A 19,052-nucleotide genomic window follows, 5' to 3' on the forward strand; every position below is an offset into this window, starting at 1 on the left:
GACGAGGTTTTGACCATGACACCAAAAGTTGTCGTCACCGGTATCGGTGCGGTGACACCCTTGGGCGCCACGGCCGAGGAGACCTGGCAGGCACTGCTGGCCGGTCAGTCCGGCGTGCGCACCCTCGACAACGACTGGGCCGAGAAGTACCGCCTGACAGTCGACTTCGCCGCCACAGTCGACCCTGAGGTCGTTCCCGAGAAGCTCAAGCGCGTCCAGGCCAAGCGCCTCGACCCCTCGAGCCAGTTCGCCCTCATCTCCGCCCGTGAGGCGATGGAGGACGCCGGGCTGACCGAGACCGACCCCGACCGCACCGCCGTGTCCTGGGCGACCGGCATCGGCGGCGTGTGGACGCTGCTCGATGCGTGGGACACGCTCAAGGAGGAGGGTCCGCGCCGCGTGATGCCGCTGACCGTCCCGATGCTCATGCCCAACGGCCCCGCGGCCGCGATCGGCATGGAGTTCAAGGCCCGTGCCGGTGTGCAGACGATGGTCTCGGCCTGCGCGTCGTCGACGGAGAGCCTCGGCCACGCCTACGACCTCATCGCAAACGGCGACGCCGACATCGTCATCGCCGGCGGTTCGGAGGCGGCGATCCACCCGATCACGCTGGCGGCGTTCAACTCGATGCAGGCGCTCTCGCGCCGCACGGATTCGCCCGAGACCGCGTCGCGTCCCTACGACGTCGACCGTGACGGCTTCGTCATGGGCGAAGGCGCCGGTGCGCTCATCCTCGAGACCGAGGAGCATGCCAAGGCCCGGGGGGCGAAGATCTACGCCGAGGTGGCCAGCTGGGGCATCTCGAACGACGCCTACCACATCACCGGCAACGAGCCCGAGGGCAAGTACGCGCTGCGGGCGATGGAGGAGGCGCTCGAGGCCGGCGGTCTCACCCCCGCCGACATCAAGCACGTCAACGCCCACGCCACGTCGACCCCGGTCGGCGACATCCCCGAGTCCGTGGCGATCGCCGAACTCCTCGGCGATCATGTCGAGGACACGCTGGTCAGCGGCACGAAGTCGATGACCGGTCACCTCCTCGGCGGTGCCGGTGCGGTGGAGGCGATCTTCACCGTCAAGGCGCTGCAGACGCGCACGGCTCCCCCGACGATGAACATCACCGAGGTCGATCCCAAGGTGGCCATCAACATCGTCCGCGACACCCCTGCGGAGCTGCCTGAGGGCGACATCGCGGCCCTGTCGAACTCCTTCGGGTTCGGCGGTCACAACGCGGTGGTCGCGTTCAAGTCGGTCTGATCCGACAGCCGATCACCGAGGGCCCCAGCGCGTGCGCTGGGGCCCTCGCCGTGTCTGCGCTCAGCGCTGTGCGGGCGACTGCGTGTCGAGCGTCGTCCGGTACTCCACCCAGGCGCGCGCAGCGTCGCTGAGTCCGTCCGTGGTCAGTTCGCCCGAGCGGAGGAACGCCGTGGTCCGGTGGCTGCTCATCTCCGCCCGCACCGCTTCGGGGTCGCCTGTGCGCACGAGTTCGGCGAGCCGGCGGTGCCGGGCCGCCCGGTCGGCCAGGCTCTCTGCGGACGCCCTGGCGCGACGGTTGAGCTGCATGAGCAGCCCCAGCGGGTAGAGGATGGTCTCGAAGGCCGCGGTGAGCCGCGCGTTGTCGGCGAGGGCGATGAACGCGCGGTGGAAGTCGAGGCTGTCGGGCACGCAGGCCGCTTCGTCGCCGTTCGCCGCTCCGCGTTCGAGGGCGTCGACGGCGGTCATGAGCCGCTCGACCCGGGCCGGTGGGGCGGGCACGCCGAGGTCGACGGCGAGGTCCTCGAGATGCTCGCGCAGGGTGATGATCTCGTAGGCGTCTTCGAGGCTGAGGGTGACGACCCGGGTGCCGGCGCCGGGCACATGGGTGACGAGTCCGTCGTGTTCGAGGTCGCGCAGCGCCTCCCGCAGGGTGGCACGGCCGACGCCGAGTTCGTCGGCCAGGGTCTGTTCGGAGATGTGCTCGCCGAGGGCGAGCTCACCGCGGAGGATGCGGGCGCGCAGGGCCTCGAGCGCCAGGGCCACGGCGCTGGCCGGTCCCCCGATAGTCGTGCCGACGCGGCGTCCGCGTCCCGCTGTCGTCCTCATGGGGCCTCCGTCGTCTCCAGTGCCCGGTGCGGGACGATGACCGGGCGACCGGTCACCGGATCGGTGAGGATCGCACTGTCGATCCCGAAGACGTCCCTGATGACGCTCGGCGTCAGTGTCGACTCCGCGGGGCCTTCGGCGGCGATCCGACCGTCCTGCACGGCGATGATGTGGTCAGCGTAGCGCACAGCCATCCCGAGGTCGTGGAGGACCAGGATCACCGTCATGCCGCGGGAGCGCTGGAGGGCGGTGACGGTCTCGAGGACGTCGATCTGGTGGGCGACATCGAGGTAGGTCGTCGGTTCGTCGAGGAGGAGCAACGACGGGGATTGCGTGAGGGTGAGGGCGATCCACGCCCGCTGCCGTTGGCCGCCGGAGAGCGTCCCGAGCCCCCGTTGTCCCATGTCAGCCAGTCCGGTCGCCGCCAGCGCCTCGTTGACGATCCGTTCGTCGGCCGCCGACCACTGGTCGTACCAGCGCCGGTGCGGGTCCCGCCCCCGGGAGACGAGGTCGGTGACGGTGAGGTTCGCCGGAGCCTCGGGGGCCTGGGGCAGCAGTGCGACGTCCTGGGCGAAGGCGCGCGGTCGGATGCCGGAGATCTCCGCGCCGTGACGGAGGACCGAACCAGTGCGCTCCTGCAGCCGGGCGAGCGTGCGCAGCAGCGTCGACTTCCCAGAGCCGTTCGCCCCGATGATCGCCGTGGTCCGATCCGCGGGAATGGTCAGCGAGAGGTCGTGGAGGATGTCCCGACCGCCGAGGCGGACCCCGACATGGTGGAGTTCGAACGCCGGATTCGTCACAGCGTGTCCTTTCCCCGGCGGACGAGCAGCCAGATGAGGAAGGGCGCGCCGACGACCGCGGTGATCGCGCCGGTGGGCAGGAGGATGGGTGAGGCCAGGGTGCGGGCGAGCAGGTCGCTGCCGAGGACGATGGCGGCCCCGATGAGCGCCGAGGCGGCCAACGGCGGGCGTGGAGCGAGGGCTGCGCGGTGGGCGATGTGCGGGGCGACGAGGGCGACGAACCCGATCGGTCCGGCCACCGCTGAGGCCAGAGAGGCGAGGACGACGGCGATGAGGAGGAGTCCCCCACGGCTGCGCGCCACATCCTGACCGAGGGCCGAGGCGAGGTCCGCACCGAGGTGGAGCCCGGGGATCCTCGTCGAGGCCGGCACGAGGATGACGGTGACGACGAGGAGGGTGAGACCGGCGAGGACGACTTCGACGGGGCCGCGTCCGTTGAGGGAACCGGCGAGCCAGACGTTGGCCCGGGCCGCCTCGTCGATGCTTGCGGTGATGAGCATCCAGCTCGTGAGTCCGGAGAACAGCGCCGAGGTGCCCACCCCGATGAGCAGCATCTGCAGGCCGCCGCCGGAGGCGGTGCGGAGGATCGCTGCGACCGTGAGTGCGGCGAGCAGTCCGCCGGCGACGGCTGCGACGGAGGTTCCGAGACCGGCCAGGAGGGTCGGCATCGCCGAGGCTGCGGCTCCGGTGCCGCCGAAGACGATGACGGCGACCGCTCCGGCGCCGGCGCCGGCGGTGACGCCGAGGAGGTCGGGACTGGCGAGGCCGTTGCGCGTCGTCGTCTGCACGATCGCCCCGGAGAGGGCGAGCATCGCCCCGACGAACAGCCCGAGGAGCGTGCGGTTGGCCCGGAGTGTGAGCACGACGAGCTCCTCCTGCGGGGTGCCGGTGCCGAGCAGGGCCGCCAACACCCGGCCAGGGCTCACGGTGATCTCACCGATGCCGAGCGAGAGGAGCGCAGCGGTGAGTGCGGTGAGTCCGGCGATGAGCGTGACCGCAACGGTCCGGGGTGACCACCGCAGCGACACGGGCCCGGCGCGCAGGGCCTGCGGGGCCGTCAGCCTCGGCGGGGCGCTCATGACCGGCTCCGGAAGAGGCGGACGACGAGGACGAGGAAGACGGGCCCGCCGATGACTCCCAACACGATGCCCACCGGCAGTTCGGCAGGGGCGACGAGGACCCGACCGAGGATGTCGGCGCCGAGGACGAGGGCGGCGCCGAGCACGGCGGAGAGCGGCAGGAGCCTTGCGTGGCCGGGTCCGACGAAGCCGCGGGCGATGTGCGGGGCGACGAGTCCGACGAAGCCGAGGGAACCGACGAGCGCGGTGGCACCGCCGACGAGGAGGGTGACGCTGAGGAGTCCGATGAGCTGCACGGGCAGCAGTCGCCGGCCGAGGGAGCGGGCGGTGTCGGCACCGAGGGCGAAGGCGTCGAGGGATCTCGCTTGAGCGGCCACGAGCACCGCCCCGGCGAGCATGAGCGGGGCGACGACGGCGAGGGAGTCGAGGCCGCGGCCGCCGGCGAGGGAACCGACGGTCCAGAAGCGGTAGACGTCGAGGGCCGCGGCGTGGAGGAGCAGGATGATGCCGGTGACGGCGGAGAGCAGGGCCGAGACGGCCGCTCCGGCGAGGACGAGGGAGGCCGGTGAGGCGTCCCGGCGCCGCCCGGCGAGCACTCCGATGATCAGCACGGCACTCGCGCCGAGCGCAGCACCCAGGTAGGCGAACCGCAGGTACTCTGCGGGTGTGGCGAAGCCGAGGACGCTGATGCCCACGACGACGGCCAGTGAGGCTCCGGCCGTGACGCCGAGGAGTCCGGGGTCGGCGAGCGGATTGCGCGTGTGCCCCTGGATGACGACGCCGGCGACGGCCAGGGCCGCTCCCCCGAGGAGGCCGTTGAGGGTGCGGGGAATGCGCTGTTCCCAGACGATCGCCGCGGCCTCCGCGGTGCCCTGACCGGTCAGGGCGGCCGCGACCGTCGGCAGGTCGAGGGATCGGGCACCGATGAGCACGCTCAAGCCGACAACGGCTGCGAGACCGAGTGTGCAGAGAACCAGTGACCGGTCGGGCGGACCCGGGCGCACCGTCGCCGGGGCGGGCGCGAGGACGCCTGTGGTCACAGTGTCTTGAGCAGCTGTTCGATGACGGTGAGGTTGTGTTGGGCGGTCAGGGCCGCGCCTTCGTGTGTCTGCTTGTCTCCGCGGGTGACGTTTCCGTCCTGGAAGGCTGGCAGCTGCTTGACGAGGCTGTTGCCCTGGAAGTCGTCCCACACCTGCTTGTCGTTGATGAGGGCGACGACGGCGTTCGCATCGGCGAAGCCCTCGACGGTCTGTTCGGGACTGAAGGCGACCTCCTTGCCGTCGATCGCGTCCTGGAACGCCTTCGAGGGGGTGGCGCCGAGGTCGCGGAGGTTGATGGAGAGCAGCCGGTTGGGCCGGACTTCGAGGCTTTCGCCGTTGTAGCTGAGCGGGACGAAGGTGTTCTCGCTGAGGACGGGCCCGTACTGGTCCTTGAGCGCCGAGACTCGCGTGGAGTACTCCTTGATGAGCGTCTGTGCGCGATCCTCGGTGCCGGTGGCTGCCGCGACGAGTTCGAGGTCGTCCTGCCAGGTGCTCGTGCTCTGGTCGCCGATCGCGATGACCGGGGCGATGGCCTCGAGCTCGGCCCGGATGGGTTCGACGTCCTCGGCGCGGGAGACGATGAGGTCGGGGGCAGCGCCGATGATGGCCTCGAGGTTGATCTCGTCGGCGAGGAAGAGCTCTTTCGCACCCTTCTGTTGGGCCGCTTCCAGGGCGTCGGCCGTCGGGGAGGTGAGGTCGAGGGATCCCTTCTCCTCGTAGGGGTAGCCGGTGAGCGGAAGCCCGAGGGAGAGGACGATGTCGAGGTCGCGTCGTCCTTCGAGGACGACGACGGAGTCGATATCGGTGGGCACCGACACCTGGCCGAGCGTGGTCTCCACGGTCCTCACCGATCCTGTGGTCGACTCGGCCGCGGCGGTACCGCAGCCGGTGAGAAGGGCAGGAACAAGGGCGAGGGCGGCGATCATCCGCGGCGTCATAGTCATGGAAGTTATCCTAACCTTACCCAGTCGACTGTAAAGATGACGCTCGTCACACGACGACAGCGGGCGCGTCGGAGGCGATGACGTGCCCGCTGTCGGTGGTGCGGATAAGGGTGCCCGGACGGGCGGAGGCTCAGCCGACCTTCGTCAGCCAGCGCACGGGTGCGCCTTCACCCGCATGGCGGAAGGCGTCGAGTTCTTCGTCCCAGGCTTCGCCGAGGGCCAGGGCCATCTCGTGGGCGAGCTTCGCGGGGTCGCCGCCGGCGCGTTCCATGACGGAGCGGATCCGGTCCTCGGGGACGAGGATGTTGCCGACGGAGTCGGTGACGGCATGGTAGATGCCGAGGTCAGGGGTGTGGCTCCAGCGTCCGCCGTCGACGCCGGCGGAGGGTTCCTCGGTGACTTCGTAGCGCAGCGAGTCCCATCCGCGCAGGGCGGATGCGATGCGGGAGCCCGAGCCTGCGGGCGCGCGCCAGCAGACTTCGGCGCGCACCAGGCCGGGCGCTGCCGGCTGGGGTGTCCAGTCGAAGCGTGCCTGTGCACCGATTGCCCCGCCCGCTGCCCATTCGATGTGCGGGCAGAGCGCGCGAGGTGCTGAGTGGACGAAGAGTACGCCCTGTGTCATATCCATTGTGTGCCTCCTACCTCGGATACGTCTTCCCCAACGACCCGAAAGGAGGTACACCGCTCATGATAGTGCACGATGAGGTGTGAGCCAAGTAGCGAAATGCCTGTTCACGTGGGGTTGCGGGCAACCAAGCGTATCGACACCGTGGCAGGCTGACCGCTTACCCTCACCGTCCCGACGAGTGGCTCCTGACCGCCAGCACGATCCCGGTTCCGGCCGCGACAAGTGCGGCGATTCCCGCGATGGGGAAGATCACCTCGGCGGGGCCGCCGTACACGTTCGCGTCGCGCTCCATGCCTGCGATGGTGCCGGTCGCAACGGCAACGCCGAACAGCGGGATGAAGACTGCCAGGGCTATATAGGATCCCAGTCGTGTTCTGGTCATAGGAGATCTGCTTTCACTCGGGAGTCAGGGGAACTACAGGAGCCTATTCGAGACGGGCGGTCGGTCGCAAAACGTCGATAGTCCATCTGCTCTTCACCTACGCGACCCCGGATAGCACATGGTGCAAGTCTTGCCGCGTCTCTCGACGATGCACGAGCCGCGAGGTGTAGGCGGAGAGGGCGAGAGCAGCCCGGAGTAGACAGGCAGACTCGCGGAATGTCTGCAAGAGGAGCCGCCTGCGGCTTGGAGCTATGTCATCGATTTGAGAAAAGAGTCGACCCATTGCCAACATTCAATCACGACAACGCAGCAATACCAGCCTCATCAGCACCACACTCATCGGTCCCAGCAGACGCACAATCAGAACGAGTGATGGCAAAACCCCTGCCGCCAGCCGGAACGACTCATCCGCCCCTTCCGCCCCAAGGGCTGATACGAAATGATCGCGCGATATACGGATAGGCGAAAGCGCAGACTATCGAAAACGGTACGATCAACCAGAACGTCGCATCAATACGTGAAAACACCAGCCAATTCAAAATGAATCCCAAAGTTACACAAACCGACAAGTAAATCAGAAAGAACCAATACCACTTCATCTTTACACGCGAGCACCTGTTCATAAAGTACCCTCATCCCCTTCTTACGTTTCGCCCAGAACCTTGAGTAAAACAATTCCGAGAGACACTGAACCTATAATCTGAACTGGCCGCTATCGTTTGACAATCTTCATAACTGAAGAGCTGAACCCGAGGTGGGGTGCACAGCATTCAGGTTGACGCACGCCACGGCCTGGGTGTCTCGGTCGGCGGGTCAGTGGATGAGGATCTGCGTCGCCGTCGTCGACTGCCACTTCATCGTCATCACGAGCTGCGATTCGTACATCGAGACGCATCCGGCGGTCTTCATCGAGGCGGTATTGGCGTGGAGGAAGATCGCTGAGCCCTTCCCTGGTGTGCGTGCCTCGTTGTAGCCGATGACCTGTGCATATTTGTAGGGCTTCGGCTGGTAGAGCGCCTCGCCTCGGTAGCCCTTCGACTTCCGCTGCATCGTGTTGTAGCCGCCCTTCTTCGTCGCCTTGCCGTCGACCCACACATGATCGCGAGTGACCTTCGTCCACGACTTCCTCAACCCCGGGTTCGACGCGGTTCCGAAGCCGTTGCGCATCCAGAAGACGCCTTTCGGCGTCTTGCCGTCGCCTTCGCGCTTGTTCGCCGTGGTCCCGGCGTAGCCGAGTCTCGCGCCGTAGGGTCCCTTGTCCCGGATGTAGCGCTTGCCGGACTTGCGGCACAGGTAGACGTCGGCTTTGAGCGTCGAGCGCTGCTTGACCTCGATGACCTTGCCAGCGGCGACCGCACGGTTCTTCTCGACACCGGTGCAGTAGGCGGTCTTCGCCGAGGCGGGGGCGTCGCCGGGCATCGGCGCGAGGCCCAGTCCTGCTCCGAGAGCGAGGACCGAGGCGGTGACGACGAGGCGTGTCAGGGCAGTGGGGATCGACACAGAGGTCTCCTGGGAGTGGGGATGGCGCACGAGGCGCTGCCGGCAACGGCGGGGACCGCGTCCAGAGCAGACAGTGCCCCCGGTCGGACTTGAACCGACGACCAAAGAATTATGAGTTCCCTGCTCTGACCAGCTGAGCTACGGGGGCGAGCCGAGACCAGAGTAGCACCGGAGGTCGTCTGCCTCCGATTCCGGTCGGATCGCGTCCCGGTGGCGGGAGCTCAGCCCGCCGAGGTGGTCGGGGAGATCCGGGTGAGCACGCTCCTAGCCGCATCGACGCACGTGTAGCGCTCGGTGGTGATGTAGACGTCGTACTCGGTCTGACCGTCGCTGCCCGGATCATTGCGCTTCGAGGCGGCGACGAGGCCCGACCAGTCAGGTCCGACGACGACGACGCCGTGCTCCTTGCGCATCGGATCGGAGGCGTCGACGACTCCCCCGCGCACCCCGGGCACGGGCGGAACCGTGAACCCGCCGGAGATCATCGCGGTGAGTCCGACGGTGTCGCGGATGCGCTCGTAGCGGTCGTAGGTGGCCTGCGAGAACGTCGTCTCCTCACCGAAGACCCCGAGCGTGATCGTCGCAGCCCCCGAGGCCAGGGCCCGTTCTTCGAGGGCGGCGATCTGGGCGATGAGCAGTTCGCGGTTCATCACCAGGGGTTCGCGTCGCAGCCCCTGCGCGATCGAGTACGGGGTGCCGAGCGCCGGCAGGTTCCGCGAATGGTGATCGGCGAGTCCGTCCTCGACGGGCGGTGCCACGGGTGCGGGTTCGCGGGTGGCCCGCCCGAAGTACGGTCCCGACATGAATCGGGCACCGAGCGCCTGCACCCGGTCGAGGTCGTCCTCGGTCGTCACACCCTCGGCGAGGATGACAGCCCCCGTACGTTCGAGGTGGGCGTGGAGGAGACGGTTGAGTTCGGCGAGCTGCGCGTTGCACTCGACGGTGAGGACGTCAGGGTGGAGGCCGACGACGGAGGGGTTGACGAGCGGCACGAAGGACGTGCTGCGCAGGTCGGGACCGACCGAGGACATGCCGACTCCCCAGCCCATCGACCTTGCCTGCCGGACCGAGCGGAGCACCGAGGCCGGCGACGAGGACACCCGGGAGGCGTCGAGTTGGAGGATGACGGACCGGTCGGGTTCGGCGGTGCGGTCCTCGAGGGTCGCGAAGGACTCCTCCTCGGCGTGGAGGAAGAGGCGGTTGGCGTTGGGCAGGCCGGCCGCCTCGGCGGTGCGCAAGGCGGTGGCCCGCAGCGAGGCGTCGATGTCGCCGATCATGTCCGAGGCATGCATGGCCTCGCGCAGATTCTCCGATTCCGCATGCCCGAGGGCGGGGTCGCCGACAGGGGCCTGGAGCACCTGGTAGCCGATGGTGTCGAAGGTGAACGAGTCGACCACGGGTGCGAAGTAGGTTTCGATCCCTCCGGACCGCACCAGCTCCTCGAGATCAAGGTCCTGGTCGTTCGCCGTCTGGGCCACCGTCTGTCCTTCCCTGTGGGTTCGTGCGTTCACAGTCTTCCACAACGGCACACCGACGATTGTCTGAATTCGGTAACATTATTCCGCTCAGAGCTGAGGCCCACGACCTCTCCTGACCTCGGCGATCCCGACGATCCCCGCCACGGAGACGACAACGGCGATTGACGCGAATGCGGTGACGAGACCGAGGTCCCACCCGCTGATGGCGACGATGGCGAAGGCGAGGGCGGTGATGATCGCCAGGCCCATCGAGGTGCCGATGCGCTGCCCCGTCTGCAGCACTCCGCCGGCGGATCCCGCGTACTTCAGCGGGACCTCCTGGAGGGTGAGCGTCTGGTTGGGGCTGATGACCATTCCCTGGGCGAGGCCGACGAAGCTGAGGGTGAGCAGCAGCCACCATTCGCTGCCGATGCCCCGGGAGAGGAGGCCGACGACGAGGGCGGAGGAGAGCAGGCCGAACAGGCAGGTGACGATGCCCCAGACGACGAGCTTGCGCCCGAACTGGAAGACGAAGCGTCCCGAGATGTCGGCGGAGACGGCTGAGAGCAGGGCGGCGGGCAGACCGATGAGGCCGGCAGCCAGGGCGGTGTGTCCGAGTCCGCGCTGCATGTACATGGCCACGAGCACCCACACGCTCGTCACACCCATGAAGTAGAGGGCGATGATGATCGAACCGCTGCTGAAGCTCCGGATCGAGAAGAGATCGAGATCGACCATGGGGAACCGGCCGCGGGCAGCGTATGCGCGCTCCCACCGTGTCCACCACCAGATGACGCCGAGGCCGATCGGCAGCGCCACCCAGACGAACCAGCCCACGGACGATTCGACGAAGGGCAGGAGGACGAGGAGCACACCGAGTCCGAGGAGGATCACCCCGACCGGGTCGAGGTCGTGGCGGTGGCGTCTGGCCGGGTCAGCGTCTCCCGCCGAGGCGGCCGCCGCCTCGGCGTCGGGACCGGGATCCGTCCCCCGCTCCCCCGCTGCGGCTGCCGCATCCTCCTCGACGGGGTCGGGGTCGGCTCCGGCGACGGGATGCCAGGCGGTCTGCGGCAGCCAGGTCTTGGCGAATATCGCGGCGAGGATCGCGAAGGGGACGTTCACGAGGAAGGAGGCACGCCAGCCGAGGTCGTCGCCGAAGACGGCGATGAAGACGCCGCCGAGCACGGGCCCGATGGCCACGGACAGCCCGACGATCGTGCCCATGAGTCCGAAGGCGCGGCCACGCTGGGGACCTTGGAAGTACTGCTGGAGGAGGCCGACGACCTGCGGGTTGAGCAGGCCGGAGCCGAATCCCATGAACACGCGGGCGATGTTGAGGGTGAGCGGTTCGGGGGCGAGTCCGGCGACGAGGGAGGAGAGGCCGAAGAGGCTGACGCCGAGGATGAAGAGCTGCGCGCGACCGAAGACGTCGCCGGCGCGGCCGGCGGCGACGAGGACGACGCCGAAGGACAGTGCGTAGCCGGTGAGCACCCACTGCAGCGCCGAGGTCGACGCGCCGAGGTCGGCGGCGATCGCGGAGAGGACGACGTTGATGATCGACACCGACAGCAGGGACATGAAGAGCGGGACGAGGGCGACGAGGAGGATCCGCTTCTGCACCTGAGTCATTCCGCCGCCTGCCGCCATTCCCTCACCTCTCGTCGTCATCGCAGGCGCGACGTCATCGTCGGGCCTGCTCTGGCGATGATAGTCCCTGATCGCCGACACAGCGGCAGGTGATCAGCGGTTGACCGTCAACCCGCCCTGCGGCATCGTGCTCTCACCCACCGGCATCTTCGCGATCGGCACTGTCGTCGCGTTCTTCGCCTGGAAGCGCAACCGCCGACGGGATGCCGAGCGCCGGACAGCGACGGGCACTCAGACCCAAGCCTGAGTGCCCGCGGCGTCTCACACCGGGTAGCCGGTGACCGGGCCCTCCCAGTTCGGCTTCCACCCGAGGGCGGGAGCGACGTGCTCGGCGAAGGACTGGAGCACGTGGAGGTTGTAGTCGACGCCGATCTGGCTGGGGATCGTGAGCATCACGGTGTCCGCGGCCTCGATCGCCGGATCGGCCTTGAGCTGCTCGATGAGCACATCCGGTGCCGCGGCATAGGTCTTGCCGAACGTCGAGCGGGTGTCGTCGATGATGCCGATCTGGTCGCTGTCCTCCCGGGAGCGGCGACCGAAGTAGAGGTCGTCGAGATCCGTGGTGATCGGGAAGATGCTGCGACTGACCGACACCCGTGGGGTCCAGTCGTGTCCGGCTTCCTTCCAGGCGTCGCGGAACTTGTCGATCTGCGCCCGCTGGAGGTCGCCGAAGGAGTCGCCGGTGGCCTCGGTGAGCAGGGTCGAACTCATGAGGTTGACGCCCTGCTCGGCTGCCCACTCCCCTGTCGCCGCCGTGCCGGCACCCCACCAGATGCGCTTGTCGAGACCCGGAGCGTAGGGTTCGATCGCCAGCCGCGCGCCGGGACCGAACTGCGCCGGATCGGCCGGGGCGACCTTGTCGCCGCGCACCGCGTCCATGAACTTCCCGAACTTCGCACGGGCGATCGTCGCACCCTTGGCGTCGTCGGCGTCGAGGTAGCCGAACGACTCCCAGCCCCGTTCGGCCGGCTCCGGTGATCCCCGGCTGACGCCGATGGCCACCCGACCGTCGGAGAGGAGATCGAGGGCCGCCGATTCCTCGGCGAGGTAGAGGGGGTTCTCATAGCGCATGTCGGAGTTATAACACTCGACGACCTCCCTCCTACTTCCTCGTCCGGGCAGCGCGGAGACCGTTGAGGATCACTATCACCTCGGCGATCTCGTGCACCAGCACCACCGCGGCCAGCCCCAGCACGCCGAACAGGGCCAGCGGCAACAGGGCGGTGATGATCAGCAGCGACAGGATGATGTTCTGATTGATGATGTGCCGACCGCGACGGGCGTGGTCGAACGCCCGCGGGAGGAGCCGCAGGTCGTGGCCGGTGAAGGCGACGTCGGCGGACTCGATCGCGGCGTCGGAGCCGGTCGCGCCCATCGCGATGCCGATGTCCGCGGCGGCCAGGGCGGGGGCGTCGTTGATGCCGTCGCCGATCATCGCGACCGAGCCGTGCCTGCCCAGTCCGCTGATCGCGGCCGCCTTGTCCTCCGGGCGCAGCTCGGCGCGCACGTCCTCGATCCCGGCCTGCGCGGCCAGCGCCCGGGCGGTGCGGGCGTTGTCGCCGGTGAGCATGGTCATCCCGACGCCCTGGGCGGCGAGGGTGCGGACCACCTCGGGGACTTCGGGTCGCAGCTCGTCGCGGACGCCGATCGCGGCGACCGGGACGTCGTCGCGGTGCACGATCACGACGGTCATGCCCTGCTCCTCCAGGCCGGCGACCTGGTCCTTGAGCGTCCCGGCGTCCAGCCAGCGGGGGCTGCCGACGGTGACCCGGGCCCCGTCGAGGGTGCCCTCGATGCCGTGCCCGGCCTGCTCGGTGACCTCCAGGGCGGCGGGGGCTCCGGGTGCGGCGGCGGTGATCGCGGCGGCCAGCGGGTGGGTGCTGTGCTGCTCCAGGGATGCCGCCCAGGCCAGGGCCTGCGCCTCGGTCACGCCGTCGGCGGTGAGGACGGCGGTGACGGCGGGCTCGTTGCGGGTGAGGGTGCCGGTCTTGTCGACGGCGACGTGGCGGATCACGCCGAACCGCTCGAACACGGCACCGGACTTGATGATCACGCCGAATCTGCTCGCCGAGCCGATCGCGGCGACGACGGTCAGCGGGACGGAGATCGCCAGCGCGCACGGCGACGCGGCGACGAGCACCACGAGGGCTCGGGTGATCCACAGCTCCGGGTCGCCCAGCAGCGAGCCGATGATCGCGACGAGGGCGGCGAGGATCAGCACGCCGGGCACGAGCGGCCGGGCGATGCGGTCGGCCAGGCGGGCACGGTCGCCCTTCTCGGCCTGCGCCTGCTCCACCAGCTCCACGATCGTGGTCAGCGAGTTGTCGGTGCCCGCTGCGGTCGTCTCGACCTCCAGGGCACCGGCGGTGTTGATCGCCCCGGCCGACACCGCGTCGCCGGGCTCGACCTCCACCGGGATCGACTCCCCGGTGATCGCCGAGGTGTCCAGGCTCGACCGGCCCGTCCGGACGATCCCGTCGGTCGCGATCCGCTCACCCGGACGCACGAGCATCAGCTGACCAACGGCCAGATCCTTCGCGGCGACCTCCACGGGCGCGCCGTCCTGCCGGATGGTCGCGGTCTCCGGGACCAGCTTGAGCAGCGCCCGCAGCCCGCCGCGGGCGCGGTCCATGGCCTTGTCCTCCAGCGCTTCGGCGATGGAGTACAGGAACGCCAGCGCCGCGGCCTCCTCGACGTAGCCGAGGATGACCGCGCCGACCGCGCTGATCGTCATCAGCAGCCCGATGCCCAGCTTGCCCGTGAACAGCTTGCGGATCGCGCCGGGCGTGAACGTCGACGCACCCAGCAGCAGGCCGATCCAGAACGCCACCAGCGCCGGGATCTCCGCACCCGTCCATTCCAGGACCAGGCCCGTGCCGAACGCTACGCCGGAGAACACCGGGACCATGATCCCGCGGTCACGCCACCACGGACGCTCCCGCTCCTCCTCGGCCTCCTCGCCGACCCGGGTCTCCGGCTCGTCGCAGCCGCACGCCGCGCTCACGCGCCCGCTCCCGTCCCACAGCAGCCCGGCACCGTGCACTCGGCGTCCACGCACGGCGCGTGCTCGTCCACGGCCAGCGTCACGTCCACCAGCGCCGTGAGCGCCGCCGCGAGGTGCGGGTCGGCGATCTCGTAGCGCGTCTGCCGACCCTCGGGCTCGGCGACTACGATCCCGCAGTCGCGAAGACAGGTCAGGTGGTTCGACACGTTGGAGCGCGTCAGCTCCAGCTCGCGCGAGAGCACGGCCGGGTAGCTCGGCCCGTCCAACAGGGTCATCAGGATCCGGGAGCGCGTCGGGTCCGCCATGGCCCGGCCGAGCCGGTTCACGACGTCGAGGCGAGAAGCAATGGTCAGCATGCACTGAACTATACAGCAGGCACTGACCTATTGTCACTCTGTGGAGTTCTGCCGCACGCGCTCCGCGCGCTTGCCCTCGGGAGCTGGGGTCACCTCCGCCAGCGGGGCCATGTCGGCATCCCGCGGCCCCTCCACGTCTCCGCCAGGCCGACGATCCAGCGGGCGGAGGCGAAGAGGGCGTAGCCGGCACTGGCGAGACCAGCGCTGACCACGAGCCAGCGCCCGATGCCGAGCCACACGCTCCCGTCCACGTCCAGCGCCCACTGAGCACCCGTGATCAGGCCCGCTACGGCCATCCAGACGCCCGCGACCAGCATCGCGAGCGGCACGAGCGCGAGGAGCATCGCGGCGGCGGCGCTCCAGAGCTGGCGCGCCTCGACCTTCGCCGTCGCGGCGATGACCCTTTCGGCCCGCTCGTTCGCGGCGTCGAGGTTCGCCGTCATCGTGGCCGAGGCCTCCCCGGCGACCTGTTCGACGGCCTTCTGCACGCGCTCCTCGGTGCGCTTCTCGATCCGCTGCACGGCACCGCCGACCCTGCTCACGAGCGCCCTGCTCTCGTCGGCCTGTGCCTTGAGCGCTTCACATGCTGCGGTCGTAACTGTGTGATTCCTCTGCGCTTCGACGATCAAGCTCTGCGAGGCGCTCTTCAGCTTCTCGCCGTCGAGACTCTGCGCGAATTCGCCGAGCGTGCTCGCGATCTCGCTCTGCCTGCTCGCGATACTCGCGATCCTCTCGGACACGTCGCTGGAGGGCGAGGAGGTCGACGGCGGGGCCGTGATCCGCTCCAGCCGCCTCGTCGTCTCCTCGTCCATGACCTTCACGAACCCCGCGAGCTTCTTCTGCTGCTCGGCCAGCCGGTCGAGCCTCGCATTCTGCGCCTCGACGGCGGCGAGGATCGAGGTCAACGCCTCCATCGTCTCCGGACTGCCGAGCTGCTGCCGCTGCTCGTCCTGCGCGTTCTGCTGCTTCAATCGATCGAGCGCTGCGCTCATGGTCCTGCTCCTTCTGCTGCTGGTGGTAGTCGAAGAACGCCTGCGCGCCCTCCGGGGTGAAGTCCGCAGAGAGGGCGCTCGTGCGCTTGCGGCGCTCGGCGCGCCCGGACTCGCCGCGGCGGTCCTCGATGTAGAGCGTCCACGTCTCCTTGCCGACGTTCTTGCCCCGCTTGCTGACGGCGGTGTGCAGGCGCATCCGCGGCACCCGCTCGTCGTCGCCGAGCCGCTGGTTCTGCTCCTCGATCACCGCTTCGAGACCGGCCTTATCCACCGCGCGGGGATCGGCCAGGGCTGCGCTCATACGGTCGCCCATCTCACGGTCGAGCCCACCCTCAGCGAAGTCCTCGCGGCGCAGCTCCCAGTCCTTCGGCGCGTGCTCCAGCCGCTTCACGACCGAGAGGCCGTGCTCGCGCATCAGCTCGTCGTTCGCCGACTGCACGCCCCGCTGGTTCCCGGCCTTGCGGTCGTGGAACGTGCGGTAGTCGCTGAGCGCCTTCCCGGTCCGGTTGTTGTGGTTGATGACCAAGATGTGGTTGTGCGGCTTGCGGCCACGTCCATCCACATGCGTCAAGACGAGGCAGTCCGAATCCGGGTGCATCCTCTTCGCCAGCAGGTAGCCCAGATCATTCACCCGCTGCACGTCCTCCGGGCTCTTCGGGTCGAACTCCTCATCGCTGAAGCTCTGCCTGTAGTGCAGCGCCTCGACGTCGCGCTTCGTGTGCTGCGTGAGCGCGCGGGCGCGCGCCGAGAACGCTCCCGGGCCTCCCGGCACGTCGCACGTGACCGCGACCCCGCGCTCGTCCTCCTTGCCCCGGATGTAGCGCTCCGTGTCCGCGGCGCTCGTGCTCGGGCTGTAGTGCGTGGTGCTCATGAGACCGTCCGATCACCGAGCAGGGCGCGGACCTCGCGCAGCAGCTCGATCAGCTCGGGCACCTCCGCCGACAGCGCCACCGCCTCACCGGCCCGTGCACGGCGGTCCAGGTCGTTGACGTTGATCGCCAGCGGGCGCACCTGCGCGGCCAGCTCCCGGGCGTCCGCCGAGGCCTGCGCGCGCGTCTCGACCCCGAGCAGGCGTGCGGCCACGGCGGCGTCCAGCTCCTCGCTCCGAGAGGCGTGCAGGGCATCGCGCACGACGCTCCGCACCCACGTGCTCGGAGCCAGCCCGAGCCGCTTCGCACGAGTGCGCAGCGCCCCGAGCGTGGCGTCATCGAAGCGGGTATCGAGCCGCCCGCCGCTGCCACGACGACGCTTCGCGCCGCCGTGACTCTGCCGCACAACCTCCGCATCAGCCCGACCGGTGCTCACCGGGGAGTCGGCCTGCTGCTCCACCTGTACGCCAGAGTGGCAAGCAGTAGCCCCGTCGGACACATCGCTGGCGCTCGTGCCCTCCGTGGCTGCTTGCGAGGGGGCTCCGCCCCCTTCGATCCCCTGGAAGTGTCCATCGAGCTCGGTGCTCATGCCGCACCTCCGATCAGCGCCATCGGCACGTCTGGGCTGCGCACCGCGAGACCGCCCAGCAGCTCGGCGACCGCGCCGTCCGCGTCGTGTTCCGCCGAGGTCTCGGGACCGTAGGTCAGTTCCCGCGACCCGGCGTTCTGGTGGTACGCGTTGCCGTACATGCCGGGCGTGTGCGCGGCGGCCGGAACGCTGCACTGGTGCCACTCGTAAGGCTCGATCTTCCCGATGTGCTGCACGAGGTACCGGTTGATGTCATCGGCGCGGAAGACCTTCACCACGGACGCCAGGCGACGGATGAACTGGTCCAGCGCCTCGTCCACGTTGCCCTTCTGTCGGGCGTAGTAGAAGAACTCGACGGGTTCGATGGTGGCCGTGATGACGATGAGCCGCGGGGCCACCTCCCCCTTGTTCCTGTAGCGAGCCTTCGCCGGAGAAGCGTTGAACGGATCGAGCAGCAGCAACCAGTCGTTCGCGTCCATCGCCGAGGCCCGCAGATCGTCGAGCAGCAGCACTTCCTCCCCGCGCCAGTCATCGAGCGGGTTCCCCGTCGCGGCCCGGTAGACCTGCCACCGCTCGCCGTGGGCGTTCACCGAGTCGAGCGCTGCCGTGATGAAGTCCGTGGCGAACCGCGTCTTGCCGATCCCGGCATCCCCGTGGACGAACACCACGTGCGTCGAGAACTCCCCGGCGCGGAGCTTCGCCGCCGCCCGGTACGCGCGGCGCTGGCCGTAGGCCGACAGAGCGTCGTCGATCTCCCGCTGATGCCGGGAGTAGATGTCGAACAGCTCATCGGTGAGCATGATCTGATCGCGCGTGACCTCTCCCTGGAGCACGCGCTCACGCATGTCCTCGAAATTCTGGGCGACGACCTTCTTCTTCACGTGCGCGCGACCCTTGAGCCACGTCTCCCGGCGCTGGGCATCGATGCCGAGGTAGTCCGGCCCGCGCACCGTGGCGACCTCCGACGGCGCGTACTGGTGCTTGTCCGCGTACTTCACGTGCGTCAGATACGACAGCATGTTGTCGAAGGCGTACCGCCCGCGACCGGGCTTCTCGACGTACTGAGGCTCGACGCCGATGCCGAACGCGAGCCGATCCAGCGGGGCGCTTTTCGCGCGGCTGGCGAACTTGATGACCGCGTGCAGGTGCTCGGGCTTCGGCTCGACCACGAGCGCCTTCTCCGTGTCGCTCCAGACCTCGCGCTCGTCCTTGTCGTGCACGATGCCGTAGGCCTCGATGACCTCGCAGCCGATGGCCTCGAGCCGCTGCACCACGTAGGCGAGGATCGTCTCGGCTCCCTGCCGGAGCAGCGCGGCACCGTTCGCGTCCTCGGCGGCCCAGGTCCAGTACGACGGATCGAGGTACTGCGTGAGCCCGATGCTCGTCGGGTTGTTCTCCTGCTTAGCCACGGCGACTACCCCCACCGTGGGAGGCGCGACGACTCTCAGAGGGAGTCCGGCGCCTAAATGACCCCCTATTGACCCCCAAATGAGACCCCAAATGATCCCGCGTGGCCGCGTGACGGAGCGAGCGCAGAAACGCCTTCTGACCAGGCGTGTTGTTGCAAGGCGCGGCAATCGACAAGCCCTTGCCGCGCCCGTAGGAACGAATGAGGGTCTCAGAACTCTTGGAGTTCACGACGACGGGCATCCCGCCTTCGGCGGGTGCCAGGCCAGGCCCTCC

Annotated in this window: 18 protein-coding genes, 1 tRNA gene and 1 pseudogene; 2 read left to right on the forward strand and 18 right to left on the reverse strand. The window is 68.9% G+C overall.

Translation table 11 applies throughout. From position 1 onward, the window contains the following. Positions 1–15: 15 nt before the first annotated feature. Positions 16–1,257, forward strand: a complete 1,242-nt coding sequence (fabF, locus tag AAHA49_RS05300) for a beta-ketoacyl-ACP synthase II (RefSeq protein WP_342037478.1) — start codon at positions 16–18, stop codon at positions 1,255–1,257. 60 nt (positions 1,258–1,317) lie between these two features. Here fabF and AAHA49_RS05305 read toward each other — a convergent pair whose 3' ends face one another. From AAHA49_RS05305 to AAHA49_RS05355, 11 genes are all read right to left on the reverse strand, one after another. Next, positions 1,318–2,082, reverse strand: a complete 765-nt coding sequence (locus AAHA49_RS05305) for a GntR family transcriptional regulator (protein ID WP_342037479.1) — start codon at positions 2,080–2,082, stop codon at positions 1,318–1,320. Continuing rightward, entirely contained in the window at positions 2,079–2,882 is an 804-nt protein-coding gene (locus tag AAHA49_RS05310) for an ABC transporter ATP-binding protein (RefSeq protein WP_342037480.1), read from the reverse strand. The genes AAHA49_RS05305 and AAHA49_RS05310 overlap by 4 nt, the downstream gene beginning before the upstream one ends. Beyond that, positions 2,879–3,961 (reverse strand): FecCD family ABC transporter permease, encoded by a 1,083-nt coding sequence (locus AAHA49_RS05315; RefSeq protein ID WP_342037481.1) that lies wholly within the window; start codon positions 3,959–3,961, stop codon positions 2,879–2,881. Before AAHA49_RS05315 ends, AAHA49_RS05310 begins: the two co-directional genes overlap by 4 nt. Then, the gene (locus tag AAHA49_RS05320) at positions 3,958–5,001 is read right to left on the reverse strand and encodes a FecCD family ABC transporter permease (protein WP_342037482.1); all 1,044 of its coding nucleotides are present in this window, start codon (positions 4,999–5,001) and stop codon (positions 3,958–3,960) included. The genes AAHA49_RS05315 and AAHA49_RS05320 overlap by 4 nt, the downstream gene beginning before the upstream one ends. Next, positions 4,998–5,945, reverse strand: a complete 948-nt coding sequence (locus tag AAHA49_RS05325; protein ID WP_342037483.1) for an ABC transporter substrate-binding protein — start codon at positions 5,943–5,945, stop codon at positions 4,998–5,000. The genes AAHA49_RS05320 and AAHA49_RS05325 overlap by 4 nt, the downstream gene beginning before the upstream one ends. Positions 5,946–6,075: 130 nt before the next feature. Further along, positions 6,076–6,567 carry a DUF3145 domain-containing protein gene (locus AAHA49_RS05330; protein WP_063250473.1) on the reverse strand — a complete coding sequence of 164 codons (492 nt, stop codon included), beginning with the start codon at positions 6,565–6,567 and terminating at the stop codon, positions 6,076–6,078. A 169-nt stretch (positions 6,568–6,736) separates the two neighbouring features. Then, positions 6,737–6,955 (reverse strand): hypothetical protein, encoded by a 219-nt coding sequence (locus tag AAHA49_RS05335; protein WP_342037484.1) that lies wholly within the window; start codon positions 6,953–6,955, stop codon positions 6,737–6,739. Positions 6,956–7,768: 813 nt separating this feature from the next. Beyond that, the gene (locus AAHA49_RS05340; RefSeq protein ID WP_342037485.1) at positions 7,769–8,455 is read right to left on the reverse strand and encodes a hypothetical protein; all 687 of its coding nucleotides are present in this window, start codon (positions 8,453–8,455) and stop codon (positions 7,769–7,771) included. Between the two features lie 74 nt (positions 8,456–8,529). Beyond that, positions 8,530–8,603: transfer RNA gene (locus AAHA49_RS05345), tRNA-Ile, on the reverse strand. Positions 8,604–8,676: 73 nt separating this feature from the next. Beyond that, positions 8,677–9,933, reverse strand: a complete 1,257-nt coding sequence (locus AAHA49_RS05350) for an EAL domain-containing protein (protein WP_339391738.1) — start codon at positions 9,931–9,933, stop codon at positions 8,677–8,679. A gap of 87 nt (positions 9,934–10,020) precedes the next feature. Next, on the reverse strand, positions 10,021–11,541 hold the full coding sequence (locus AAHA49_RS05355; RefSeq protein ID WP_342037486.1) for an MFS transporter: 1,521 nt from the start codon (positions 11,539–11,541) through the stop codon (positions 10,021–10,023). A gap of 118 nt (positions 11,542–11,659) precedes the next feature. Here AAHA49_RS05355 and AAHA49_RS05360 point away from each other — a divergent pair, with 118 nt between their 5' ends. Next, a complete protein-coding gene (locus AAHA49_RS05360) occupies positions 11,660–11,806 on the forward strand; it encodes a hypothetical protein (RefSeq protein WP_342037487.1) in 147 nt (48 codons plus the stop codon). Positions 11,807–11,820: 14 nt separating this feature from the next. Here AAHA49_RS05360 and AAHA49_RS05365 read toward each other — a convergent pair whose 3' ends face one another. The 7 genes and pseudogenes from AAHA49_RS05365 to AAHA49_RS05395 form a co-directional block, all read right to left on the reverse strand. Beyond that, positions 11,821–12,630, reverse strand: coding sequence for an LLM class flavin-dependent oxidoreductase (locus tag AAHA49_RS05365; protein ID WP_342037488.1), 810 nt, complete (start codon positions 12,628–12,630; stop codon positions 11,821–11,823). Positions 12,631–12,661: 31 nt separating this feature from the next. Continuing rightward, on the reverse strand, positions 12,662–14,563 hold the full coding sequence (locus tag AAHA49_RS05370; protein WP_223399776.1) for a heavy metal translocating P-type ATPase: 1,902 nt from the start codon (positions 14,561–14,563) through the stop codon (positions 12,662–12,664). After that, positions 14,560–14,919, reverse strand: a complete 360-nt coding sequence (gene cmtR / locus AAHA49_RS05375; protein WP_223399569.1) for a Cd(II)/Pb(II)-sensing metalloregulatory transcriptional regulator CmtR — start codon at positions 14,917–14,919, stop codon at positions 14,560–14,562. The genes AAHA49_RS05370 and cmtR overlap by 4 nt, the downstream gene beginning before the upstream one ends. A gap of 89 nt (positions 14,920–15,008) precedes the next feature. Further along, on the reverse strand, positions 15,009–15,911 hold the full coding sequence (locus AAHA49_RS05380; protein ID WP_342037489.1) for a hypothetical protein: 903 nt from the start codon (positions 15,909–15,911) through the stop codon (positions 15,009–15,011). Positions 15,912–16,320: 409 nt separating this feature from the next. Beyond that, positions 16,321–16,782 (reverse strand): annotated as a pseudogene (locus AAHA49_RS05385) (relaxase/mobilization nuclease domain-containing protein); the annotation flags it as partial. Next, positions 16,779–17,369 carry a hypothetical protein gene (locus AAHA49_RS05390; RefSeq protein ID WP_342037490.1) on the reverse strand — a complete coding sequence of 197 codons (591 nt, stop codon included), beginning with the start codon at positions 17,367–17,369 and terminating at the stop codon, positions 16,779–16,781. The pseudogene AAHA49_RS05385 and the gene AAHA49_RS05390, both read right to left, overlap by 4 nt. After that, the gene (locus AAHA49_RS05395; RefSeq protein WP_342037491.1) at positions 17,366–18,778 is read right to left on the reverse strand and encodes a Rep family protein; all 1,413 of its coding nucleotides are present in this window, start codon (positions 18,776–18,778) and stop codon (positions 17,366–17,368) included. Before AAHA49_RS05395 ends, AAHA49_RS05390 begins: the two co-directional genes overlap by 4 nt. Positions 18,779–19,052 lie beyond the last annotated feature (274 nt).

It is taken from the genome of Brevibacterium ammoniilyticum (assembly GCF_038429965.1).
In the GTDB taxonomy this organism is placed as follows: Bacteria; Actinomycetota; Actinomycetes; order Actinomycetales; family Brevibacteriaceae; genus Brevibacterium; species Brevibacterium ammoniilyticum.

Coding starts and splice junctions, on each gene's coding strand:
- fabF (WP_342037478.1), top strand. CDS start 16: ATGACACCAAAAGTTGTCGTCACCGGTATCGGTGCGGTGACACCCTTG.
- AAHA49_RS05305 (WP_342037479.1), bottom strand. CDS start 2,082: ATGAGGACGACAGCGGGACGCGGACGCCGCGTCGGCACGACTATCGGG.
- AAHA49_RS05315 (WP_342037481.1), bottom strand. CDS start 3,961: ATGAGCGCCCCGCCGAGGCTGACGGCCCCGCAGGCCCTGCGCGCCGGG.
- AAHA49_RS05325 (WP_342037483.1), bottom strand. CDS start 5,945: ATGACTATGACGCCGCGGATGATCGCCGCCCTCGCCCTTGTTCCTGCC.
- AAHA49_RS05330 (WP_063250473.1), bottom strand. CDS start 6,567: ATGACACAGGGCGTACTCTTCGTCCACTCAGCACCTCGCGCGCTCTGC.
- AAHA49_RS05335 (WP_342037484.1), bottom strand. CDS start 6,955: ATGACCAGAACACGACTGGGATCCTATATAGCCCTGGCAGTCTTCATC.
- AAHA49_RS05355 (WP_342037486.1), bottom strand. CDS start 11,541: ATGACTCAGGTGCAGAAGCGGATCCTCCTCGTCGCCCTCGTCCCGCTC.
- AAHA49_RS05365 (WP_342037488.1), bottom strand. CDS start 12,630: ATGCGCTATGAGAACCCCCTCTACCTCGCCGAGGAATCGGCGGCCCTC.
- cmtR (WP_223399569.1), bottom strand. CDS start 14,919: ATGCTGACCATTGCTTCTCGCCTCGACGTCGTGAACCGGCTCGGCCGG.
- AAHA49_RS05380 (WP_342037489.1), bottom strand. CDS start 15,911: ATGAGCGCAGCGCTCGATCGATTGAAGCAGCAGAACGCGCAGGACGAG.
- AAHA49_RS05390 (WP_342037490.1), bottom strand. CDS start 17,369: ATGAGCACCGAGCTCGATGGACACTTCCAGGGGATCGAAGGGGGCGGA.